We start from the raw sequence: 17,763 nt of genomic DNA, 5'->3' as shown, positions 1-17,763 counted from the left end.
TGTGGCAAGACAAGCGGTGATCCTGGCGGCGGGCATGGGAACCAGGCTCGGCCGACCGTTTCCCAAGCCGTTGACCGAACTGGCCGACGGCCAATCGATCATGAACCAGCAGGTGAGCAAACTGCTGCATGCGTTCCCCGGGGTTCGCATCATGATCGTCGTCGGATTCAAGCGGGACCTCATCATGGAGGCCTTTCCCGACGTGGCCTACGCCTACAACGAGTTGTACGACCAGACCAACACGTCCAAGAGCCTGCTGAAGGCCTTGCGGCTGTCCGACGACTCGGGGGTCCTGTGGCTGAACGGCGACGTCGTATTCGACGAGCGCATCCTGCTACGCATCCAGGATCGTATCGACGCCGAACAGAGCTTCGTCTGCGTCAACACCGCCGCGGTCGGCGAAGAGGAGGTCAAGTACACCGTCGACGGAACTGGGTTCATCGACCAACTGTCCAAGACGGTGCCCGACGCCCTGGGTGAGGCCGTCGGCATCAACTTCGTCAGCGCCGCGGACAAGCCAGTCCTGATCGAAGCGCTGGCGGCGGTGGCGGACAACGACTATTTCGAGCGGGGAATCGAGGTCGCCATCGCGGAGTCCGGCATGCAGGTGGAGCCGGTGGACATCAGCGATCTGTTCGCTGTCGAGGTCGACTTCGAGGATGACCTCGAACGCGCCAATCGGATCGGTGCAGGGGGATGACGGAGGACCCCGACGAGATCGGGGCGGCGGGGGAACCGCAGGTCACTGTTGTCCTGATCTGTTTCAACGACGCTGAGCGGCTCCCTGAAGCCATCGCGTCGGCCAGGGATCAGACTCTCGAGGACATCGAGATCGTCATCGTCGACCACGGCAGCACGGACGGCTCTGTCGCTGTCGCTCGGGCGGCGGCCGACGTCGATGCCCGGATCCGCGTCATCGCGTTGCCGGACAACGACGGCAAGCCCGGGCGTCCGATAAATGCGGGCATGAGCGCGGCGCGTGCCCCTTGGGTCACCGTCTTCGCCAGCGACGACCTGCTGCGCCCCAAAGCGTGCGCCACGATGCTGCGCACCGCCACTGAATACGGCGCCGACATCGTGATCGGCAGCCTGAACCGCGTCAACATGGACACCGGCGAGACAACCCGGTGGATGCCCAGCGTCTCGCTGCGATCCCGCGTGATCACTCATGTCGACCAGTTGCCGGAGCTGATCCGCGACACGACCGGCGGCGGCAAATTGTTCAACACCGAGTTCGTGCGGCGCAACGGGCTGTCGTTCCCCGAAGACATCTTCTACCAGGACCAGGTCTTCACCCTCGAGTACTTCGCTCGGGCAGGCACCGTGGCGATCACGTCGCACTTCGTCCTCGATTGGCGCCATTGGCCATCTGGTCGGCCGTCAGTGACGCAACGCAAGGCGTCGGTGGAGAACTTGTCCGACCGATTCACCGCCAACGAGCGGATCGACGAGTTCCTGCGGTCGCAGGATCGATCCGACCTGCTCATCCTCAAGCAGCGCAAGTTCCTGACGCACGACCTGAGCATCCATGTCCGCGATCTCGCGGACGCCACATCCGAGTACCGCAGGGCGCTGGTGGAGCGGACCCGGGCATACGTCGAGACATTCCCCCCGGAATCCATCGAAGGTCTGCCGCTGAACAAGCGACTGATGCTCAACTGCCTGTTGGCGGATCGGCTCGACGACGCCGAGCAGGTCACCAGCTCGCCCTTCAACCGGATCACCGCCACCTGGGCACGGATCAGTGAGGGGGACCGGCTCTACGTCGTGCCACCATGGTTGCCGAAGCAGGCGGACCCCGTGTTCGACGTCTCCTTCGCCCGTCTTCCCTCCATCCCCACGCGCTTCCGCGCCAACCGCAGCGACTTGAGCGTGACCACCACTCGCAGCGGGTTCCGTTTCCTGCTGTCGGTCGCTTCGTACGCCCCACTGGATCGAGACCGGACCAAAGACAGCCGACTGGTCCTGATGGACGCCGGCCTCGGCACGCGCCTGTTCGTCAAGTTGCGGCGGGTGCGCAACTCCGAGACCCCACAGTGGCGCGGCGACGTTTCCCTGCGTGACCTGGACAAGAACTTCGGAACCACCCCGGGGCCGATCCAACTCATCGCCCAGTTCCAGCGCGGCACTCCGGGGCAATGGTCGGTCACCGTGCATCCAGGAGCTGATGAAGGCGACGTCACTGGAACGGGTTGGCCCTGGAGGGCGCACATCGACGAGTCGGAGGTGCGGCTGATACGTGAGCCGCAGGAGTCGCCGACCCCGAGGCCGAGTACTCCGGGAAGGGACCTCACCGAAGTCCTGTCCCTGTCGGACGCACGCATTTACCTGCGAGAGTTGGGGGCGGAGCCGCAACCCGGGACGGTGTTCTTCGAGTCGTTCGCCGGCCGCCGCATCGCCGACGGGCCCCTGGCAGTGTCCCGGCGCCTGCACGAACGCAAGCGCAAGGCGCGTCAATACTGGTCGTGTTCGGACTGGTCGCTGTTGGACGTCCCCGACTACGCGACCCCGCTCCCCCGCCTGTCGATCAAGTACCTGAACGCGATGGCCGAGTCCCAGTTGTGGATCGACAACGGCTACTTGATCTTCCACGGGCGCAAAGGTCGTCGCTTCGTCCAGTTGTGGCACGGGTCGCCTGTGATGCGGCTGCCGGAGAAGAAGGGTCGACCCACCTGGGCGCTCGTCGCCTCATCGGGTGACTACTTCGCCGACTGCCTCCTGGGCAGCGTCCCCCAAGACGAGTTGCCCTTCCTCGACATCGGCGCTCCGCGCACCGATCCCCTGATCGCCCCCGGGGCTACCCGTCGGCGGGCCGAGTTGCGTCGCTCCTGGGGAGTGGACGACCGCACGGTGGTGTTCTTCTCACCGGCGCTGCGCCCGGGCGATGTTTCCCCTGACTTCCGAACCCCGGACCTGCGCAGCATCGCGAGACAACTGGGACCCGAATGGTTCTGGTTCCACCGCGAACACGACGATGACGCCACTGGGCGCCGCTCCGGCTCCATCCCCGATGACCTGCGCTGGTTCGCCACCGGGGCGAGCTCCAGAGTGGATGTCACGGACTACTTGCTCATGGCGGATGTCCTCGTGTCCGACTACGCCTCGGTGATCTCGGACTACGCGCTGAGCGGGCGCCCGGTCGTGCACTACGTTCCGGACCAACAGTTCGTGGAAGACGTCAGTCCGACGACCTATTTCAGCCTGTCGGAACGAAGCGCCGGACCGTTGGTGCGCACGGACTCCGATCTTGTCGCGGCGCTGGTCGCAACCCGCTCGGGATCGGGGCCATCGGATTCGGCCCGATCGAGTCGACCGTTCGCCGAATTCGTCGCACCGTTGGATGCCCGGCTGTCGACCGATGACCTGTTGGATGAGCTCGGATTCTGACGGAATCTGGTGAGCCACCTCACTGCCACCACGGATTCCGTGTGTCACGTGCCACTTCAGCCACGATTTCATGACCTTGCTCACAGATGATGAAGGTTCAATGAAATTTCCTCGGGCACACCCTCCCCCATCGCCGCACCGAGCGGCCCCCATCGCCGCACCGTGCGGCAGGAGGAGAGACCACCACATGTCAACGACATCCAGCACCATCGCCGCAGCGACGGCAGCCGGCGTCCTGGCCGTGGGGTTGGCTGGAAGCGCTAACGCCGCACCCGGCACCCCTGCCGCCGACTCCGGGCAATCAACGACCGCCGCGACAGCCTCTTCGAAGGCCGCCAAAGAGGCCCGTCGACGCGAGATGATCCGCCGCGCCAACACTTTGCCGGGTGATCGCAAACTTCCCCTGCGCAACTTCGACGTCGGCGCCGGGTGGGGCCATTCCAGTGGCCCGCACGCCGGCCGCAATCACAAGGGCCTGGACCTGTCCGCCCGCACCGGAACCCCGATCTACTCAGTGACTGATGGCACCGTCGCCATGGCGCGTTCCTACTACGGTTACGGCAACCTCGTGATCATCAAGACACCGACCGGCAAACGGCTGCTGTATGCGCACCAGTCGAGAATCCTGGTCAAGAAGGGCAAGCAGGTCGCCGCGGGCGAGATGATCGGCCGCGTTGGCTCCACCGGATACTCGACCGGACCCCATCTGCACTTCGAGGTCCGCACGGACAAGGACCGCGCCTTCGACCCCACCAAGTTCTTGGGTGTGGGCAAAGCCCAACTGCAGAAACGAGCGAACCTCCTCGACCGCTTGCGCTGACCAACACCAACGGCGGCGCCCCGTAGCAACCTTGGACCTGATGCCCGGGTCTTGCGCGTAGCGGGGCGTCGCCTTCGTCAGTGTTGCAGCGCCGCCGGCTGCTCGACATGCGTGAGATGGCCATCGAGGATCTCGAACACCCGGTCCGTGTACTCGACCATTCGCAGGTCGTGGGTGACCATGATCCCGGTCTTGCCGCGTTGTTTGACCTCGCGAGCCAGTAGTTCGACGACCTGACGCCCCAGCTTCGTGTCCAGCGCTGCGGTGGGCTCGTCCACCAGGATCAGATCCGGATCGTTCATGAGTGCCCGTCCGATGGCCACCCGTTGGCGTTCTCCGCCTGACAGTTGCTCGGGGACGTTCTTCGCGCGGGCCGCCAGACCCAGTTCCTCGAGCAGTTGATCGGCCCGCTGATGGGCCTCGCTACGAGTGATCCGCTTCTGCAGGGTGGCGACGTACAGCAGATTCTCCTTTGCCGTGAGGAACGGCACCAGGTTGGCCGACTGGAACACGAACCCGACACGTTCGGCCCGGAACCGGGTGAGATCGCGTTTGCCGAGTGAACCGACGTCGACGCCCCCCACCCGGATGGATCCGGAGGAGGAGGACAGCAGTCCTCCGATCATGGAGATCAGGGTGGTCTTGCCCGAACCAGACGGGCCCAGAAGGGAGACGAACTCACCTTCGTCGACGGCCATGGTCGCGTTCGCGACCGCATGGACCTCTGTGTCGCCCGAGCGATAAACCTTGCTCACATCACGCACGGACAAGATGGCGTTGTCGTGCGCGACGGCGTCGATCGCCGGGTCCATACCGGGATCATCCGGGTGCGGGGGGACGAAATCGTCGATGGGGCTCACAGTGCTCCTCCGATGGCAGTGGCTGGGTCTATCTTGGCGATCCGGCGCAGGGAGAACGCTGCCCCCAGTACCCCGGCCACCACGGTGAAGATGGCGATGGTCACCAAGGTGTCGTTGCGGAAAAGGGTCGGAACTTCTTCGGGCACGATGAGCCCGAGTCCGCGCGAAGCCAACGCGCCGATCACGATTCCGATGACCGAAGCGATCACGGCCTGAACGACGACTCCGAACCCCAGTTTGCGGGTCGGGGTTCCGAGCGCTTTGAGGGCGGCGAACAACTCACGTTTCTCGAGCACGACGAGCGCGAAGAACAGTGCGACCACCAGGGCTGCGACCGCCAGGGCCGTGTAGATGATCGTATTGAGGGTCGACTTCTGCTGTTCCACACCGGGGATGCTCAGCCCGGTCTGATCGGCGGTGAGCACCGACAGTCCGGCGATGGTCGGGGCCTGCCCGGGTTCACCCACGATGGCGATCGCGCTGATGTCATCGGTGACGCCGGTGAACTCCGGCCGGACCGCGTTTCGCATCTCTCGCCACGTGTCGATCGAGGTCCACACCGTCGGCTGCAACTGATAAGAAGTGTCGGACACGACGCCTACGACTTCGGCGTCGACCGGCCCGACCGAGACCGTGTCGCCCACAGCCACACCCGTGTCGGCCAGCGCTTTGTCTATCGCCGCCGCATTCTCCTCGTCGGGACCCGGCAGGCGCCCCTCGATCAGGGTCGACGGACTGCCCGCGCCGCCCGCTTCGATGCCGAAGACGGCGATATCGGCCTCCCCAGCGGGAGTCTCGCCCGCGGTCAACAGCACGCCGACGGGGGACGCCTGACTCACTCCAGGCTCTTGGGCGACCTTGTCGACCTGTTTCTCCTTGAGGCTCGAGCGAATCAACGAGCCCTCAGCTTTCTCGTCGAATGCGTAGGCGGTGGCGGTCGTGGAGCGAACCGCTCCCGTGGATCCGAAGAACAGGCCGTCGCCGAGTGCCGCGAGGGTGAGAACGAGGAACACGATCAACGACAGTGCGGCGATGATCGACAAGAACCTGCCTCGGCCTCGGCGGATCTCGTTGAGTGCGAGCATCATCGGGCACCTGCCGCGGTAGCTGGGTCGATTCGGGCGATGCGCCGGATACTGAGCAGCCCGGCGATGAGTGAGAAGGCCAGCACCGCCAGGAGGGTGCCGCCGACCAGGACCGGCGACAACGCGACCGGGATTCCGGTGCTCAGCCCCGTCACCGCCCCGTAGGTCAGGAGCACGGCGATGAGGCCGGCGATCACGACCACTGCGGTGATCTGGACTGCCACCACACCGGACAGTTGGGCTGTTGACGACCCGATGGCCCGGAGCAACGTGAATGCCCGCATCTTCTGCACGGTGAGAATCAGGAAGAAGAAGCCGATCACCACGATGCCGATGATGAAGGTAAGCCCGACGAGGATGCCGAAGGTCTGGGAGATCGACCCCACACCGGGGATCTTGGAAACCGCATCTTCCTTGGTGTAGCCGGTCGTCCCGCTGACCTCATCCGCGACCGCCGCAGCCACGGCGCTCGGCTCGGCGCCCGGGGCGACCGTCACGGCCACGCCGTTGATGGGGACGAACGGCACATTCGGGTTGGCCGCTCTGACGACATTCTCGAACGTGGCGGCGTCGACGTAACCGGTCGGAGATGCGTTGAACTGAGCTCCCTTGAGAAGCCCCACGACCTCGAGGTCTTGCTCGGTGTCCGACAGAGTCACGACGTCACCGATGGAGTAACCCCCACCGTCCATGGCGATCTCATCGCGTGTCTCCGGCAACCGCCCGGAGACCAGTCCAGTGGGGGCCCCGGGTGCTTCCGCGGTCATGCCGAACAGTTGCAGATCCGACGAACCGTCTTTCAGTTCCGCTGATGTGGTGGTCAAGGAGATGCTGCCCGCTTCGGCCACGCCGTCGACTTTGGCCACCTTGTCGACAACGGTCGGCTCCAGGCGTGACCCTTGCAGATTGTCGCGCGCTGATTCCGAGTACACGAGGACCTCTCCCCGCACTCCACTGAGGGCGCCGGTGATCGAGGACACCAGCGCGGTGGACAGGGTTGTGAGGAACAAGACGAGGAAGACGAGAAGCGCCACGGCACCACACAACAGCCCGAACTTGAGCTTGGATCGCCGCATCTCGGTCAGAGCCAGGTTCATCGGATCTCCCCGTCCGGACGGATCGCGCCGTCCTGCATCCGGGCCACCGAGATGCGCGGCCGAGGGATCGGCTTCACGCTGGGATGAGCAAGCATGTGGCAATAATGATTCGCCTACTGATAATCCGCAAACTGACTATCCGTCCTTACAGTGATCCCATGACCTCCCGGCCGCGCGATAACCGGGTCGAACCCGACCCCGTCGAAGAGAACCCGGTCGAACGAGATCCGGTCGAGCAGTGGGCGCTCAGCCGCCTCCTGGTGACCGCGTCCCGCCTGGTGGAACACGACATCTCGGATCAGTTGCGGCCGCACGAGCTGACCCACGCCGGATTCGGTGTCCTGGCGCTCGTCCAACGCTCACCCCTGGCTCAGCGAGACATCGCGGCGGCCACCCGGGTCGAGGAGCAGACCATCAGCAGAACTGTGGATCGGCTGCAACGACTGGGCATGGTCACCCGCGAGCACGACCCGCATGACCGGCGCCGCTTCCTGGTGACGGTCACGGCGCATGGGCGGTCCACCTTCCGGGCCGCAACGCGCCACGATCTGGCCGAAGAGGTGCTCCGTGACCTTCCCGAAGCGGGAGCCTTGCGGGTCGCCCTCGCCGCCCTGATCCGGCGGTTGGGAGGTCAGGAGTTCGTGTCTCTCGACGAGCCGGGCGCCATTGCCGAGGGAACGCGTCCCAGATCACCCCAGCCCGGCAAGCACCGCTAACCCCTGATCCACCGATCCTTCGGCTACTGCGCGCCACCATCGGGGTGCCCTGGCGGCGTTGCAGTCGCTCCCCAGTAGCCCACACTGCCTTCGCGACCGCGCCTTGCCATCACACCCCACTGGTGACGCTCGCTACACCGAGGACCGGTGGGTCAGGGCTCAGCGCGGGACACTACGCTCGGACATCATGGCGACCGAACTCTGGCCCGGCGTGCGCCTGCACGTCGTCACCGGCAAGGGGGGCACCGGCAAGACCACCGTGGCAGGAGCCCTCGCGCTCGCACTCGCGGCAGGTGGCCGACGGATTCTGCTCGTAGAGGTCGAGGGGCGCCAAGGGATCGCCCAACTGTTCGACGTACCACCGCTGCCCTATACCGAGACCCGGATCGCCGTGGCACGCGGCGGGGGGGACATCGTGGCCCAGGCCATCGACCCCGAGGCGGCTGTCCTGGAGTACCTGCAGATGTTCTACAACATCAAACGCGGGGGCATCGCGCTCAAGAAGGTGGGCGCCATCGACTTCGCGACCACCATCGCGCCGGGACTGCGCGATGTGCTGCTGACAGGCAAGACGGGCGAACAAGTCCGACGACGCGACCGCCACAACAAGTTCCTGTGGGATGCCGTCGTGATGGATGCTCCTCCGACCGGGCGCATCACGCGATTCCTCAACGTCAACACCGAGGTCAGCAGCCTCACGCGCGTCGGTCCTATCAAGAACCAGGCGGACTCGGTCATGCGCGTGATCCGCTCGTCCGAAACGGTCGTGCACATGGTCACCTTGCTCGAGGAGATGCCGGTCCAGGAGACCATCGACGGGTTGGCCGAACTCGAGTCGGCCGGACTGCCCATCGGGTCGGTGTTCGTCAACATGATCCAGCACGAGGAACTGTCGGATGAGGCTCTGGACTCCGCCGATCCGGTTCCGACGAAGGAGATCCGCGAAGGGCTGGTCGCGGCGGGGATCCCCGAGCGCAAACGCGGACTGGTCGCGGCCCTACACAAGGAGGCAGTCGACCACGCCGTCCGGGTCCATCTGCAGCGACGGGAGCGAGACCGTCTGGTCGCCACCGACCGGACTCTCATCGAACTACCCGATGTCGGTGGAGTGGACCTCGGATCCCTCTACGAACTGGCAGGCGCGATCAGCGATCGGGCTCCGCGATGACCGCCGCCCACTTCGATGTCGACGGCCTGCTTCAGGCCCCGGAATCTCGCATCATCGTGTGCTGCGGCTCCGGAGGAGTCGGCAAGACCACAACAGCAGCAGCGATGGCCCTGCGGGCAGCTGAGCAGGGACGCCGAGTCGTGGTGCTCACCATCGACCCCGCGCGCCGGCTCGCCCAGTCGATGGGGCTCACGGAACTGGACAACACACCGCGTGCGGTGGTCGGTGTCGAGGGCAGTGGCTCGCTGGACGCGATGATGCTCGACATGAAGCGCACCTTCGACGAACTGGTCGAGGCTCACTCCGATCCCGACCGCGCTGAGCAGGTACTGAACAATCCCTTCTACCAGGCCCTGTCGAGTTCCTTCGCCGGCACCCAGGAGTACATGGCCATGGAGAAACTCGGCCAGTTGTCCCGCGCCGCGGAAACGTCGAACACCTGGGACCTCATCGTGGTCGATACGCCTCCGTCCCGATCGGCGCTGGACTTCCTCGATGCCCCGGAACGCCTCGGGTCGTTCCTCGACGGTCGTTTCATCCGCATCCTCGGAGGTGGAGCCAGAGGCGCGGGACGGGGAATCGGCAAGGTGCTCGGGGCGGGTCTCGGACTGGCATCTGGGGCGATCAAGAAGGTCCTCGGCAACCAACTACTCACCGACCTGTCCACATTCGTCCAAGCGCTGGACAGCATCTTCGGAGGCTTTCGCGCTCGCGCCGAAGAGACCTATCGGATCCTGCAGCAGCCCGGCACGTCATTCGTGGTGGTGGCCGCTCCGGAACCCGATGCGATCCGTGAGGCGACGTACTTCGTGGACCGGCTCACGACGGAACGTATGCCGCTGGCGGGGTTGGTCCTCAATCGCGTGACACTCGCGCCGGAACACGCATTGTCGGCCGAAGAGGCGATCGTGGGTGCGGAGCGGTTGGACCGCGAAGGCGTACACGAGCCGACGGCTGCTCTGCTCCGGCTGCATGCGGACACGATGCACACGGCAGCGCGCCAACAACACATCGCACAGCGCTTCACGGCCGCCCATCCGACGGTGCCGCAGGCTGTGGTGCCGGCACTCGCCGATGATGTGCACGACCTCGAGGGTCTCCGTGAGATCGGAGGGCTGCTGGCCTCGCTCAGGTGAGGGGGCCAGGAAGTCAGATACAGCAGGTCAGGTGAGATTGCCGAGCGAGGCGCGCTCGGACTGCGGGGGAACCAGCGGCTCCATGTCGATCCCGGCGACGCGCTGATGCTCTTCGCGGGCGGTCTGCAGCAGGCGGCGCCACGACGTCACCTCGGGACGCCGGCGCAGGAGGGCCCGACGCTCGCGCTCCGTCATTCCGCCCCACACGCCGAACTCGACGCGGTTGTCCAACGCATCGGCAAGGCATTCGGTGCGCACCTCGCACCCCATGCAGATGAGCTTCGCGCGGTTCTGCGCGGCCCCCTGCACGAACAGCTCGTCGGGATCCGTCCCATTACAGGCAGCGTGGGACGCCCAATCATTGCTCCAGACCATGCCCGTCCAGGTCCTTCCGCCGGGCGCTGGAGCCCGATCCCGTGGGATACGGAACCGAAGCCCGCAGCGCGGGATGTAGCGGACGATACGCAGAGCGTGATGAGTCTCACAGGTCCATCGGGACCAACTCTCGTAGTCCATTAAGACTATTTGGATCCGCAGAGTCGGGTGATTAGACCCCATTTGACCATGTGGACAATGCCTCGGGGGCGACCTTGGACGCACCGACAGGGCGCGAAAGATGGGCAGCCGACGACTCCTGGCGGCCACGCACTGTGACCGAGCTGTAGTCGATGGTGCACCGAGCATGGAACCGCAGCACGTACTCTTGGAGTCGTATGTCTGTGCCACATTCTGACCCCACCGATCCGCCCGCTCCGAAGCACTCCACGCCGAGCGGCAAGACGACTCTGCTTGCTGCCTTCACCGGCACAGCGCTGGTCGCCGGCGTCGTCGCTGCGGGCGTGGCCATGCCCGCCATCGGCAGTGTGGCCGCACTGACCAATACGGCCATCGACAGTTTCGAGTCCTACCCCACCAAGTTGGGCGACCCGGTCCTGCCGCAGCGCTCCACCATCACTGACTCCAAGGGCGACACCATCGCCTATCTGTGGGAGCAGAACCGAGTCAGCGTGCCGCTCGACAAGATCTCCAAACGGATGCAAGAGGCCATCGTCTCGATCGAGGACTCGCGCTTCTACGAGCACAACGGCGTCGATGTCCGCGGTACCGCCCGCGCGTTCTTCACCAACCAGGGCTCGGGCGAGATCCAACAGGGCGGATCGACCATCACGCAGCAGTACGTGAAGATGATCCTGCTCAACAACGCCAAGACCGAGGCCCAACAGCTGGCGGCCACCGAACGCAGTCCTGAGCGCAAGCTGCGCGAGGCACGGTTTGCGATCGCCATGGAGAAGAAGAAGACCAAGCAGGAGATCCTCAACGGGTACCTGAACATCGCCTACTTCGGATCCGGTGCCTACGGCGTCGAGGTCGCCGCCCAGACCTACTTCCGCAAGCACGCGAAGGACCTCACCCTCCTCGAGTCCGCCACCCTGGCCGGCACGGTGCAGCAACCGGGGGCGTTCGATCCGATTCGCAACCCCAAGGCATCGCAGGCGCGGCGCAACCTCGTCCTGGGCCGCATGCGCGACCTCGGCTACATCACCCAAGCGCAGTTCGAACAGGCCAGCAAGGTGCCGGTCAAGAAGTACGTGAAGCCGCGGGTGTTCAAGAACGGCTGCCCTACCTCCGATTCCCCGTACTTCTGCGACTACGTCCTGAACTACATCCGCAATGACGCGGTGTTCGGACCGACCCGCAAAGACCGCGTCGACCTGCTGAAGACCGGTGGACTGAAGATCACGACCACCTTGGACCCCGGCGACCAGCGCTCCTCGCAGAACGCCACCGAGGACTACATTCCCGTCGGCGATCCCAGCCAGAAGGCGACGGCGATCTCCATGGTCCAACCCGGCACGGGCCGGGTGCTCGCCATGGCTCAGAACACCGTGTGGGGAACGAAGGGCCTGGGTCGTACCGCCTACAACTACAACGTGCGCAAGGCCGACGGTGGCACCATCGGCATGCAGTCGGGTTCGACGTTCAAGCCGTTCACACTGGCCGCTGCTCTCGAGAAGGGCATCTCGCCGTACGTCTCGATCTCCGCCCCACCCGTCAAGACCTTCTACGGATTCCAGGACTGCGAGGGCTACGGGTTCCCGCCCTACACAGTGCGCGGCGGTGGTGGCGTCGAGAACATGTTCTCCGGCACAGCAGGCTCGATCAACACGTTCTTCGTCGGCTTGGAGCAGATGGTCAGCCTCTGCCGCCAGGCCGAGATCGCTGAATCCATGGGCGTGCGCAAGGGCGACGGCGAGCCACTGAACCGCGTGCCCTCATTCGTCTTGGGCGCCAACGAGGTCGTCCCGCTGGACATGGCCGCGGCCTTCGCCGGATTCGCCAACGACGGTGTGTGGTGCAAGCCCAACCCGGTTGCCCAGATCCGTACCCTCGCGGGCAAGAGCATCTACGACTTCGAACCACAGTGTCGGCGCGTTCTCAGCAGCGCTGTGGCCGACATGGTGACGCAGTTGCTCTCCGGGCCGGTGAGCGGCGGCGGCACCGCACCCAACGCCAACTTCGGTCGGCCCATCCGCGGCAAGACCGGCACCACCGACTCGTCCTCGGCCGTGTGGTTCGTGGGCTACACCCCGCAGATCGCGGCCGCCGTGTGGGTCGGTGACCCGCGCGGAGGCTACCGCTACCCCATGCGGAACGTGGTCGTCAACGGCAGCTACTACGGCGAGGTGTTCGGCGCCACTCTCCCGGCTCCGATCTGGCGCCAGGCCATGGCCGGGGCACACGACGATCTGCCGATCAAGGACTTCGGTGGTGGCCCGCGGAGTGGCTGGATCGATATCGACATCGAGTCCGACGCCGGGCAGGACAAGAACAACCAAGGGCAGCGCCAGGGCGGCAACCCAGAACCCGTTCCTGCGCCGCCACCCACCGACGTGAACGAGGGTTTCGGCGATATCGCCGACGACTTGTTCGACAAGTTGCCCGACTTCAACTTCGGCTGACCCCGGGCGCCTCGCCGATCTGGCCAGGCTGAGAAACGGCCACCGCTCACGGAGTGGATCGGTGCCCCCCCGACGGCGAACCGTCATCGGCTGAGGGCGGACCCCTCACCGCGAAAGGCGGACGCCTCACCGCGAAAGGGGGACGCCTCACCGCAGAAGGGGGACGCCTCACCGCAGAGGCGGGACGCCTCGCCGTAGAAGGCAGAATGGCGCCATGCTCAAGGAACAGTTGCGTACGGACCTGACCGCCGCTATCAAGGCGGGGGACCAGGAGTCGGTGGGGACCATCCGAATGGCCCTGGCCGCGATCACCAAGGCGGAGGTGGCGGGCAAGTCCGCCCGGGTGCTGAGCGATGACGAAGTCACCGCGGTTCTGAGTGGCGAGGTCAAGCGCCGCAAGGAGGCGGCCCTTGCGTACGACGACGCCGGACGTCCGGAACTGGCCACCAAGGAACTCGCTGAGGCCGATGTGTTGGCCAGGTACCTACCCGAGCCCCTCACCCCGGCTCAGGTGCAGGACCTCGTGACCGCCGCTGTTGCAGCCGCTACCGACTCGGGTCTCGTCGGCGGCCGCGCGATGGGCGCCGTGATGAAAGAACTGAAGCCCGCCACCAGCGGCCGCTTCGACGGCGCCGAACTCGCGGCGATGGTCAAGCAGTCGCTGGGCACCTGAGCCGGATCTCGATCCGCGGGAGCAGTCGCACCATGGCATAGCGAGGTACGCGGGGGCGACCTCCCCGAGCATCGTGGGACGATGTCCGAATGCGTCGCCTGATCACCGCAGCCGCAACCGCCGGTGCTGTTGGCCTCGCGTGGGCAGTCGCAGAGACTCATCGGTTCAAGTTGCGCCAAGTGGTCGTACCGGTTCTCCCGACCGGCGCGGCTCCCGTGCGCGTCTTGCATCTGTCCGACTTGCACCTGGTGCCGCGACAGGCCGACAAGCAGCGGTGGGTGCGCGACCTTGCTCGCCTCGAGCCAGACGCCGTCGTGGTCACCGGCGATTTCTTGGCGGACCGATACGCGGTGCCGGTGGCACTCGAGACCTTGGCTCCGCTGGGCCGATTCCCCGGCATGTTCGTGCTGGGCAGCAACGACTACTACGCGCCGACGAGCATCAATCCCGCGAAGTACCTGAGAGGCCCATCGGGACTGGCCGTCGGTCGTCCGCCCCTGCCGTGGGGGGATCTGGTGGCTGGCCTGAGATCACTGGGCTGGCTGGAACTGACCAACGTCAATCGAACGATCGACATCGCCGGGCTGACGGTCGCGGTCCGGGGAATCGACGACCCCCACATCATGCGGGACCGGTACGAAGAAGTCGCGGGGCCTTTCGGCCGCGCCGATCTGAACCTGGCTGTGGTTCATGCCCCATACCTGCGCATCCTCAATGCGCTCGCCGGCGATGACGCCCAGCTGATCATCGCGGGCCACACCCACGGTGGCCAGTTGTGTCTTCCCGGCGGGCGGGCACTCGTCACCAACTGCGATCTACCCCGAAGCATGGCCCGGGGGCTGCATCACTACCGGCCCATGGTGGCCCGGGTCCCCCGCATCGAGGCGGACAGCCCGCGAACGTGGCTCGGCCCGTCACCGGAGTCCTTGACCGGACACCCTTGGCTGCACGTCTCCGCCGGGCTCGGGACCTCACCGTATGCCCCCGTGCGCTTCGCCTGCGCCCCGGAGGCGACCGTTCTGACTCTCGTGGCCCGAGACCTGCCCGGTGGTTGATGACGGCATTCAGGATGGCTCGGGAATGGCTTCCTGTCCCCCAGCAGGTGCGCTGATCGCAGCAGCTTCGGCCAACAGCGCCTCGAATGTCGTGTCTGCCGGCTGACCCGCCGCCGTCCCGACCCGAACGGTGATGGGCCATTTCCCGAGCGCCACACCCGTGAGTCGAAGCGCCTCGTTGAGCCGTTCGGCCAAGCTGACGGGATCGGGTCGATCACCCAGCCCCGTGACCAGGAACTCATCACCACTCCAGCGGGCCACGAGGTCCCCGGTGCGCACCTGGCCCCTCAGCACCGTGCTGACCGCACGCAGCACATCGTCGCCATACCCCAGTCCATAGTCATCGTTGGCGCGCTGGAGTCCGTTGACGTCCACATAGATCACACACACCTCCTGCTGGTTGCGTTGACCAGTGCTCGCCAGGCCTGGCACGAGGGTCAGCAGACCTCGCCTGGTCAATGCGCCCGTGAGGGGGTCGGTCGTGGCGAGCGCCTCGGATCGCGCCTCCTCATCGGCCAAGGCGTCGATCGACACCAGCCGCAGCCGGAGCACCATCGCACCCACCAGCGCAGCCAGCATGGCCGTGATCACGATCCGAACGTCATCCGGACCGGCGATCACCGCGCCCGCGACACCGATCCCGATGATCATGACGACGACCGCCGCCAGGGCAGGGCGCCAGGCCAGCGTGACCGGCATGAAGGATGCGATCACGATGAACGAGTACGACAAGGGCAGCGGGGAGTCGAGAACGTAGCCCTCGACCGCCAATAGAAGAACGAGTACGGTGCTGGACGCGGCCCAGATCCACATCAGGGTGCGCCCTCGGAACCGGCGATAGCCCAGGGCGACGGAACCGAAGAGGAAGAGCACCCCGGTAGCGAGCTCCCCGACGAAGATGGCCTCCGAGGAGCGGTCGACGACAATCAGCGACATGACCGCGAACACGATCGCCACCCCCCCGGTGAAGGCGAACGCCTGCGGGATCTCGCGGCGAGCGAACTGCTGCCTGAGTCGCTCGTAGGGGCTGTCGGCGTCGATCACATACGGGGTCGGAATGTCCTTCATCGCAGACTCCTCATTGACGTGGACTCCCACTCGATCGAGCGCCGAACGCACGCGACGGGGATGGAACTGCCGGGGCCAGGGGATGACCTTGGCGAGGGTCAGTCCCACGTAGATGATCGTGTTCAGGGCCACCACTGTCGCGAGCAAGGTGAACCAGCCGGAGGACAGCACACTCTCGGGGAAGAGCAGTCCGTCGGGCAGCGGCGTCACGGGGACGCTCCGGCAGTCTGGCGTTGGACATGGCCCCACTTGGGAGTGCGGCCGAACGTGATGTCGACCAGGCAACTGACGAAGACGATCTGCAGGAACACGTCGTAGGCGAGTTCAGGCAACAGCAACGCCGCCAGGACTCGCGCCTTCCACCCACCGCGCCACACCGTGATGACGCGCTCGATGACGAAGATCAGACCGATCGTGCCCCAGAACGGGAACCACACCCACTCATCCAGTGCGAGCACTGTGACCAGCATCAGCAGGATCGCCAGGTTCAGCGCGACGGTGCCGTAGGCGATGCCGAACTGCTGGCCCCAGTAGCGGGCTGTGGCCCTGGTCAGCCCATAAGCGCTGAGGTTCTCCAGCGCGCCTCTCTGCCAGCGCTGCCGCTGCACCCAGAGGTTGCGCCAGGTCGGCATGATCTCGGTGACGACCTTGCACTCCGGCGGAGAGGTCATGGGCGCACCCAGCGACTTCAGCGCCAGGGTCAGTTCGTTGTCCTCGGTCATCGCTGCGGTGTCGTAGACGTTGCCTGGCTCTCCCGGTATGAAGACGCCTCGCGCTGCCGCCACATCCAGCAGTGCGCCCGCCCGGAACACCGAAGCCGTCCCGGTGAGGACGAAGACCCGCCCGTGCCGAGCCCGGATCTGCAACGAGTAGCGCGTGTATTCGTTGCGCTGGAACTGGCCGACGAGGCCCCCGCCGGGCTCGCCGTAGAACACACCACCGACGGCGATCAACTCGGGGTCGGACTCGAAATGTGCAGCGGCAGTCTCGAGGTACTGCTCCCCCAGACTGGTGTCCGCGTCCATGATCATGACGACATCGTTGTCACCGGTCGTGGGGAGCAGATGACCGAGCGCCTGGTTCAGCGCGCCGCCCTTGCGATGCGAGTTGTCCACCGTCTCATACGTCTCGTGGCCCATTTCGTGGGCAACGTCGACGGTGCGATCTGTGCAGTTGTCGGCTACGACGATCACCCGATCGGGTGGCCGTGTCTGGCGACCCAGAGCGGCCAGGGTCGCGGGCAGCGAGGCCTCTTCGTTGTGGGCGGGCACCAGGACAGTGATGCGCACCTGTCCTGATCCACCCGGACGCAGAGTCGGGCGATACCGCTCGAGGAGTTGCCGACGGGGATTCACGGTCATCAGCGCAGCGATCGATTCGAAAGCGACCGCGAACCCAGCGATGACGATCATGAACAGGAGCGCAATCAGAACCAGCTGCAACGGAGGAGTCTCCGTCGACACCAACGGCTGAAGCGGGACGCCTTCGGCGACCACAGGATCCTCAGGCACCCGGAACGCCGCGTAGTACAGGCCAACGGCTGTCGCGAAGGCCGTCACGGTCACCACCGTTGCGATGACGACCGCCACGACCAGTCGTCCGCGGGCGCGGTTGGGATCGCCGGTCCTCCTCGGGACCGGTGGCACATGAACGAACTGGTGAGGCGGCGGGTCCTGGCTCATGCGCGCACCCCTCACCGGAGATCAGCCACCCCCATTATGCCGCTGAGCATCGTTCG

Annotated in this window: 15 protein-coding genes; 9 read left to right on the top strand and 6 right to left on the bottom strand. The window is 65.7% G+C overall.

The annotated features are described in order from the left end of the window. Window position 1: 1 nt before the first annotated feature. The 3 genes from V9E98_13025 (at window position 2) to V9E98_13015 (ending at window position 4,207) form a co-directional block, all read left to right on the top strand. Window positions 2-700 (top strand): phosphocholine cytidylyltransferase family protein, encoded by a 699-nt coding sequence (locus V9E98_13025; GenBank protein ID MEI2717885.1) that lies wholly within the window; start codon window positions 2-4, stop codon window positions 698-700. Further along, window positions 697-3,387, top strand: a complete 2,691-nt coding sequence (locus tag V9E98_13020; protein MEI2717884.1) for a CDP-glycerol glycerophosphotransferase family protein — start codon at window positions 697-699, stop codon at window positions 3,385-3,387. The genes V9E98_13025 and V9E98_13020 overlap by 4 nt, the downstream gene beginning before the upstream one ends. Window positions 3,388-3,574: 187 nt before the next feature. Beyond that, the gene (locus tag V9E98_13015; GenBank protein ID MEI2717883.1) at window positions 3,575-4,207 is read left to right on the top strand and encodes a M23 family metallopeptidase; all 633 of its coding nucleotides are present in this window, start codon (window positions 3,575-3,577) and stop codon (window positions 4,205-4,207) included. A 77-nt stretch (window positions 4,208-4,284) separates the two neighbouring features. Here V9E98_13015 and V9E98_13010 read toward each other — a convergent pair whose 3' ends face one another. The 3 genes from V9E98_13010 to V9E98_13000 are packed head-to-tail and all read right to left on the bottom strand — an operon-like array spanning window position 4,285 to window position 7,249. Further along, on the bottom strand, window positions 4,285-5,067 hold the full coding sequence (locus V9E98_13010) for an ABC transporter ATP-binding protein (GenBank protein ID MEI2717882.1): 783 nt from the start codon (window positions 5,065-5,067) through the stop codon (window positions 4,285-4,287). Continuing rightward, the gene (locus V9E98_13005; GenBank protein ID MEI2717881.1) at window positions 5,064-6,155 is read right to left on the bottom strand and encodes an ABC transporter permease; all 1,092 of its coding nucleotides are present in this window, start codon (window positions 6,153-6,155) and stop codon (window positions 5,064-5,066) included. Before V9E98_13005 ends, V9E98_13010 begins: the two co-directional genes overlap by 4 nt. Next, window positions 6,152-7,249, bottom strand: a complete 1,098-nt coding sequence (locus V9E98_13000) for an ABC transporter permease (protein MEI2717880.1) — start codon at window positions 7,247-7,249, stop codon at window positions 6,152-6,154. The genes V9E98_13005 and V9E98_13000 overlap by 4 nt, the downstream gene beginning before the upstream one ends. A gap of 158 nt (window positions 7,250-7,407) precedes the next feature. Here V9E98_13000 and V9E98_12995 point away from each other — a divergent pair, with 158 nt between their 5' ends. The 3 genes from V9E98_12995 (at window position 7,408) to V9E98_12985 (ending at window position 10,269) form a co-directional block, all read left to right on the top strand. Continuing rightward, window positions 7,408-7,965, top strand: a complete 558-nt coding sequence (locus V9E98_12995; protein MEI2717879.1) for a MarR family transcriptional regulator — start codon at window positions 7,408-7,410, stop codon at window positions 7,963-7,965. Between the two features lie 187 nt (window positions 7,966-8,152). Next, entirely contained in the window at window positions 8,153-9,133 is a 981-nt protein-coding gene (locus V9E98_12990; GenBank protein ID MEI2717878.1) for an ArsA-related P-loop ATPase, read from the top strand. After that, on the top strand, window positions 9,130-10,269 hold the full coding sequence (locus tag V9E98_12985) for an ArsA-related P-loop ATPase (GenBank protein MEI2717877.1): 1,140 nt from the start codon (window positions 9,130-9,132) through the stop codon (window positions 10,267-10,269). The genes V9E98_12990 and V9E98_12985 overlap by 4 nt, the downstream gene beginning before the upstream one ends. A 27-nt stretch (window positions 10,270-10,296) precedes the next feature. Here the strand turns inward: V9E98_12985 and V9E98_12980 are convergent, their stop codons facing one another. Then, entirely contained in the window at window positions 10,297-10,644 is a 348-nt protein-coding gene (locus tag V9E98_12980) for a WhiB family transcriptional regulator (protein MEI2717876.1), read from the bottom strand. 338 nt (window positions 10,645-10,982) lie between these two features. Between V9E98_12980 and V9E98_12975 the strand changes: the two genes are divergently transcribed. From V9E98_12975 to V9E98_12965, 3 genes are all read left to right on the top strand, one after another. Then, window positions 10,983-13,229, top strand: a complete 2,247-nt coding sequence (locus tag V9E98_12975; protein ID MEI2717875.1) for a transglycosylase domain-containing protein — start codon at window positions 10,983-10,985, stop codon at window positions 13,227-13,229. Between the two features lie 214 nt (window positions 13,230-13,443). Next, a complete protein-coding gene (locus V9E98_12970) occupies window positions 13,444-13,902 on the top strand; it encodes a GatB/YqeY domain-containing protein (GenBank protein MEI2717874.1) in 459 nt (152 codons plus the stop codon). An 89-nt stretch (window positions 13,903-13,991) separates the two neighbouring features. Beyond that, window positions 13,992-14,957, top strand: a complete 966-nt coding sequence (locus tag V9E98_12965; protein MEI2717873.1) for a metallophosphoesterase — start codon at window positions 13,992-13,994, stop codon at window positions 14,955-14,957. A 9-nt stretch (window positions 14,958-14,966) separates the two neighbouring features. Here V9E98_12965 and V9E98_12960 read toward each other — a convergent pair whose 3' ends face one another. Continuing rightward, on the bottom strand, window positions 14,967-16,235 hold the full coding sequence (locus tag V9E98_12960) for a GGDEF domain-containing protein (protein ID MEI2717872.1): 1,269 nt from the start codon (window positions 16,233-16,235) through the stop codon (window positions 14,967-14,969). Then, window positions 16,232-17,707, bottom strand: a complete 1,476-nt coding sequence (locus tag V9E98_12955; GenBank protein ID MEI2717871.1) for a glycosyltransferase — start codon at window positions 17,705-17,707, stop codon at window positions 16,232-16,234. Before V9E98_12955 ends, V9E98_12960 begins: the two co-directional genes overlap by 4 nt. Window positions 17,708-17,763 lie beyond the last annotated feature (56 nt).

This window comes from Candidatus Nanopelagicales bacterium (assembly GCA_037045355.1).
In the GTDB taxonomy this organism is placed as follows: Bacteria; Actinomycetota; Actinomycetes; order S36-B12.
The sequence above is the reverse complement of the archived record's forward strand: the minus strand, read 5'-3'. Positions and strand labels throughout refer to the sequence as shown.

Excerpts from the sequence above, each read along its gene's own strand:
- V9E98_12955 (MEI2717871.1), bottom strand. The coding sequence starts at position 17,707 with ATGAGCCAGGACCCGCCGCCTCACCAGTTCGTTCATGTGCCACCGGTC.
- V9E98_12990 (MEI2717878.1), top strand. The coding sequence starts at position 8,153 with ATGGCGACCGAACTCTGGCCCGGCGTGCGCCTGCACGTCGTCACCGGC.
- V9E98_12980 (MEI2717876.1), bottom strand. The coding sequence starts at position 10,644 with ATGGTCTGGAGCAATGATTGGGCGTCCCACGCTGCCTGTAATGGGACG.
- V9E98_13020 (MEI2717884.1), top strand. The coding sequence starts at position 697 with ATGACGGAGGACCCCGACGAGATCGGGGCGGCGGGGGAACCGCAGGTC.
- V9E98_12965 (MEI2717873.1), top strand. The coding sequence starts at position 13,992 with ATGCGTCGCCTGATCACCGCAGCCGCAACCGCCGGTGCTGTTGGCCTC.
- V9E98_12970 (MEI2717874.1), top strand. The coding sequence starts at position 13,444 with ATGCTCAAGGAACAGTTGCGTACGGACCTGACCGCCGCTATCAAGGCG.
- V9E98_12995 (MEI2717879.1), top strand. The coding sequence starts at position 7,408 with ATGACCTCCCGGCCGCGCGATAACCGGGTCGAACCCGACCCCGTCGAA.
- V9E98_12985 (MEI2717877.1), top strand. The coding sequence starts at position 9,130 with ATGACCGCCGCCCACTTCGATGTCGACGGCCTGCTTCAGGCCCCGGAA.
- V9E98_12975 (MEI2717875.1), top strand. The coding sequence starts at position 10,983 with ATGTCTGTGCCACATTCTGACCCCACCGATCCGCCCGCTCCGAAGCAC.
- V9E98_13015 (MEI2717883.1), top strand. The coding sequence starts at position 3,575 with ATGTCAACGACATCCAGCACCATCGCCGCAGCGACGGCAGCCGGCGTC.
- V9E98_13005 (MEI2717881.1), bottom strand. The coding sequence starts at position 6,155 with ATGATGCTCGCACTCAACGAGATCCGCCGAGGCCGAGGCAGGTTCTTG.
- V9E98_13000 (MEI2717880.1), bottom strand. The coding sequence starts at position 7,249 with ATGAACCTGGCTCTGACCGAGATGCGGCGATCCAAGCTCAAGTTCGGG.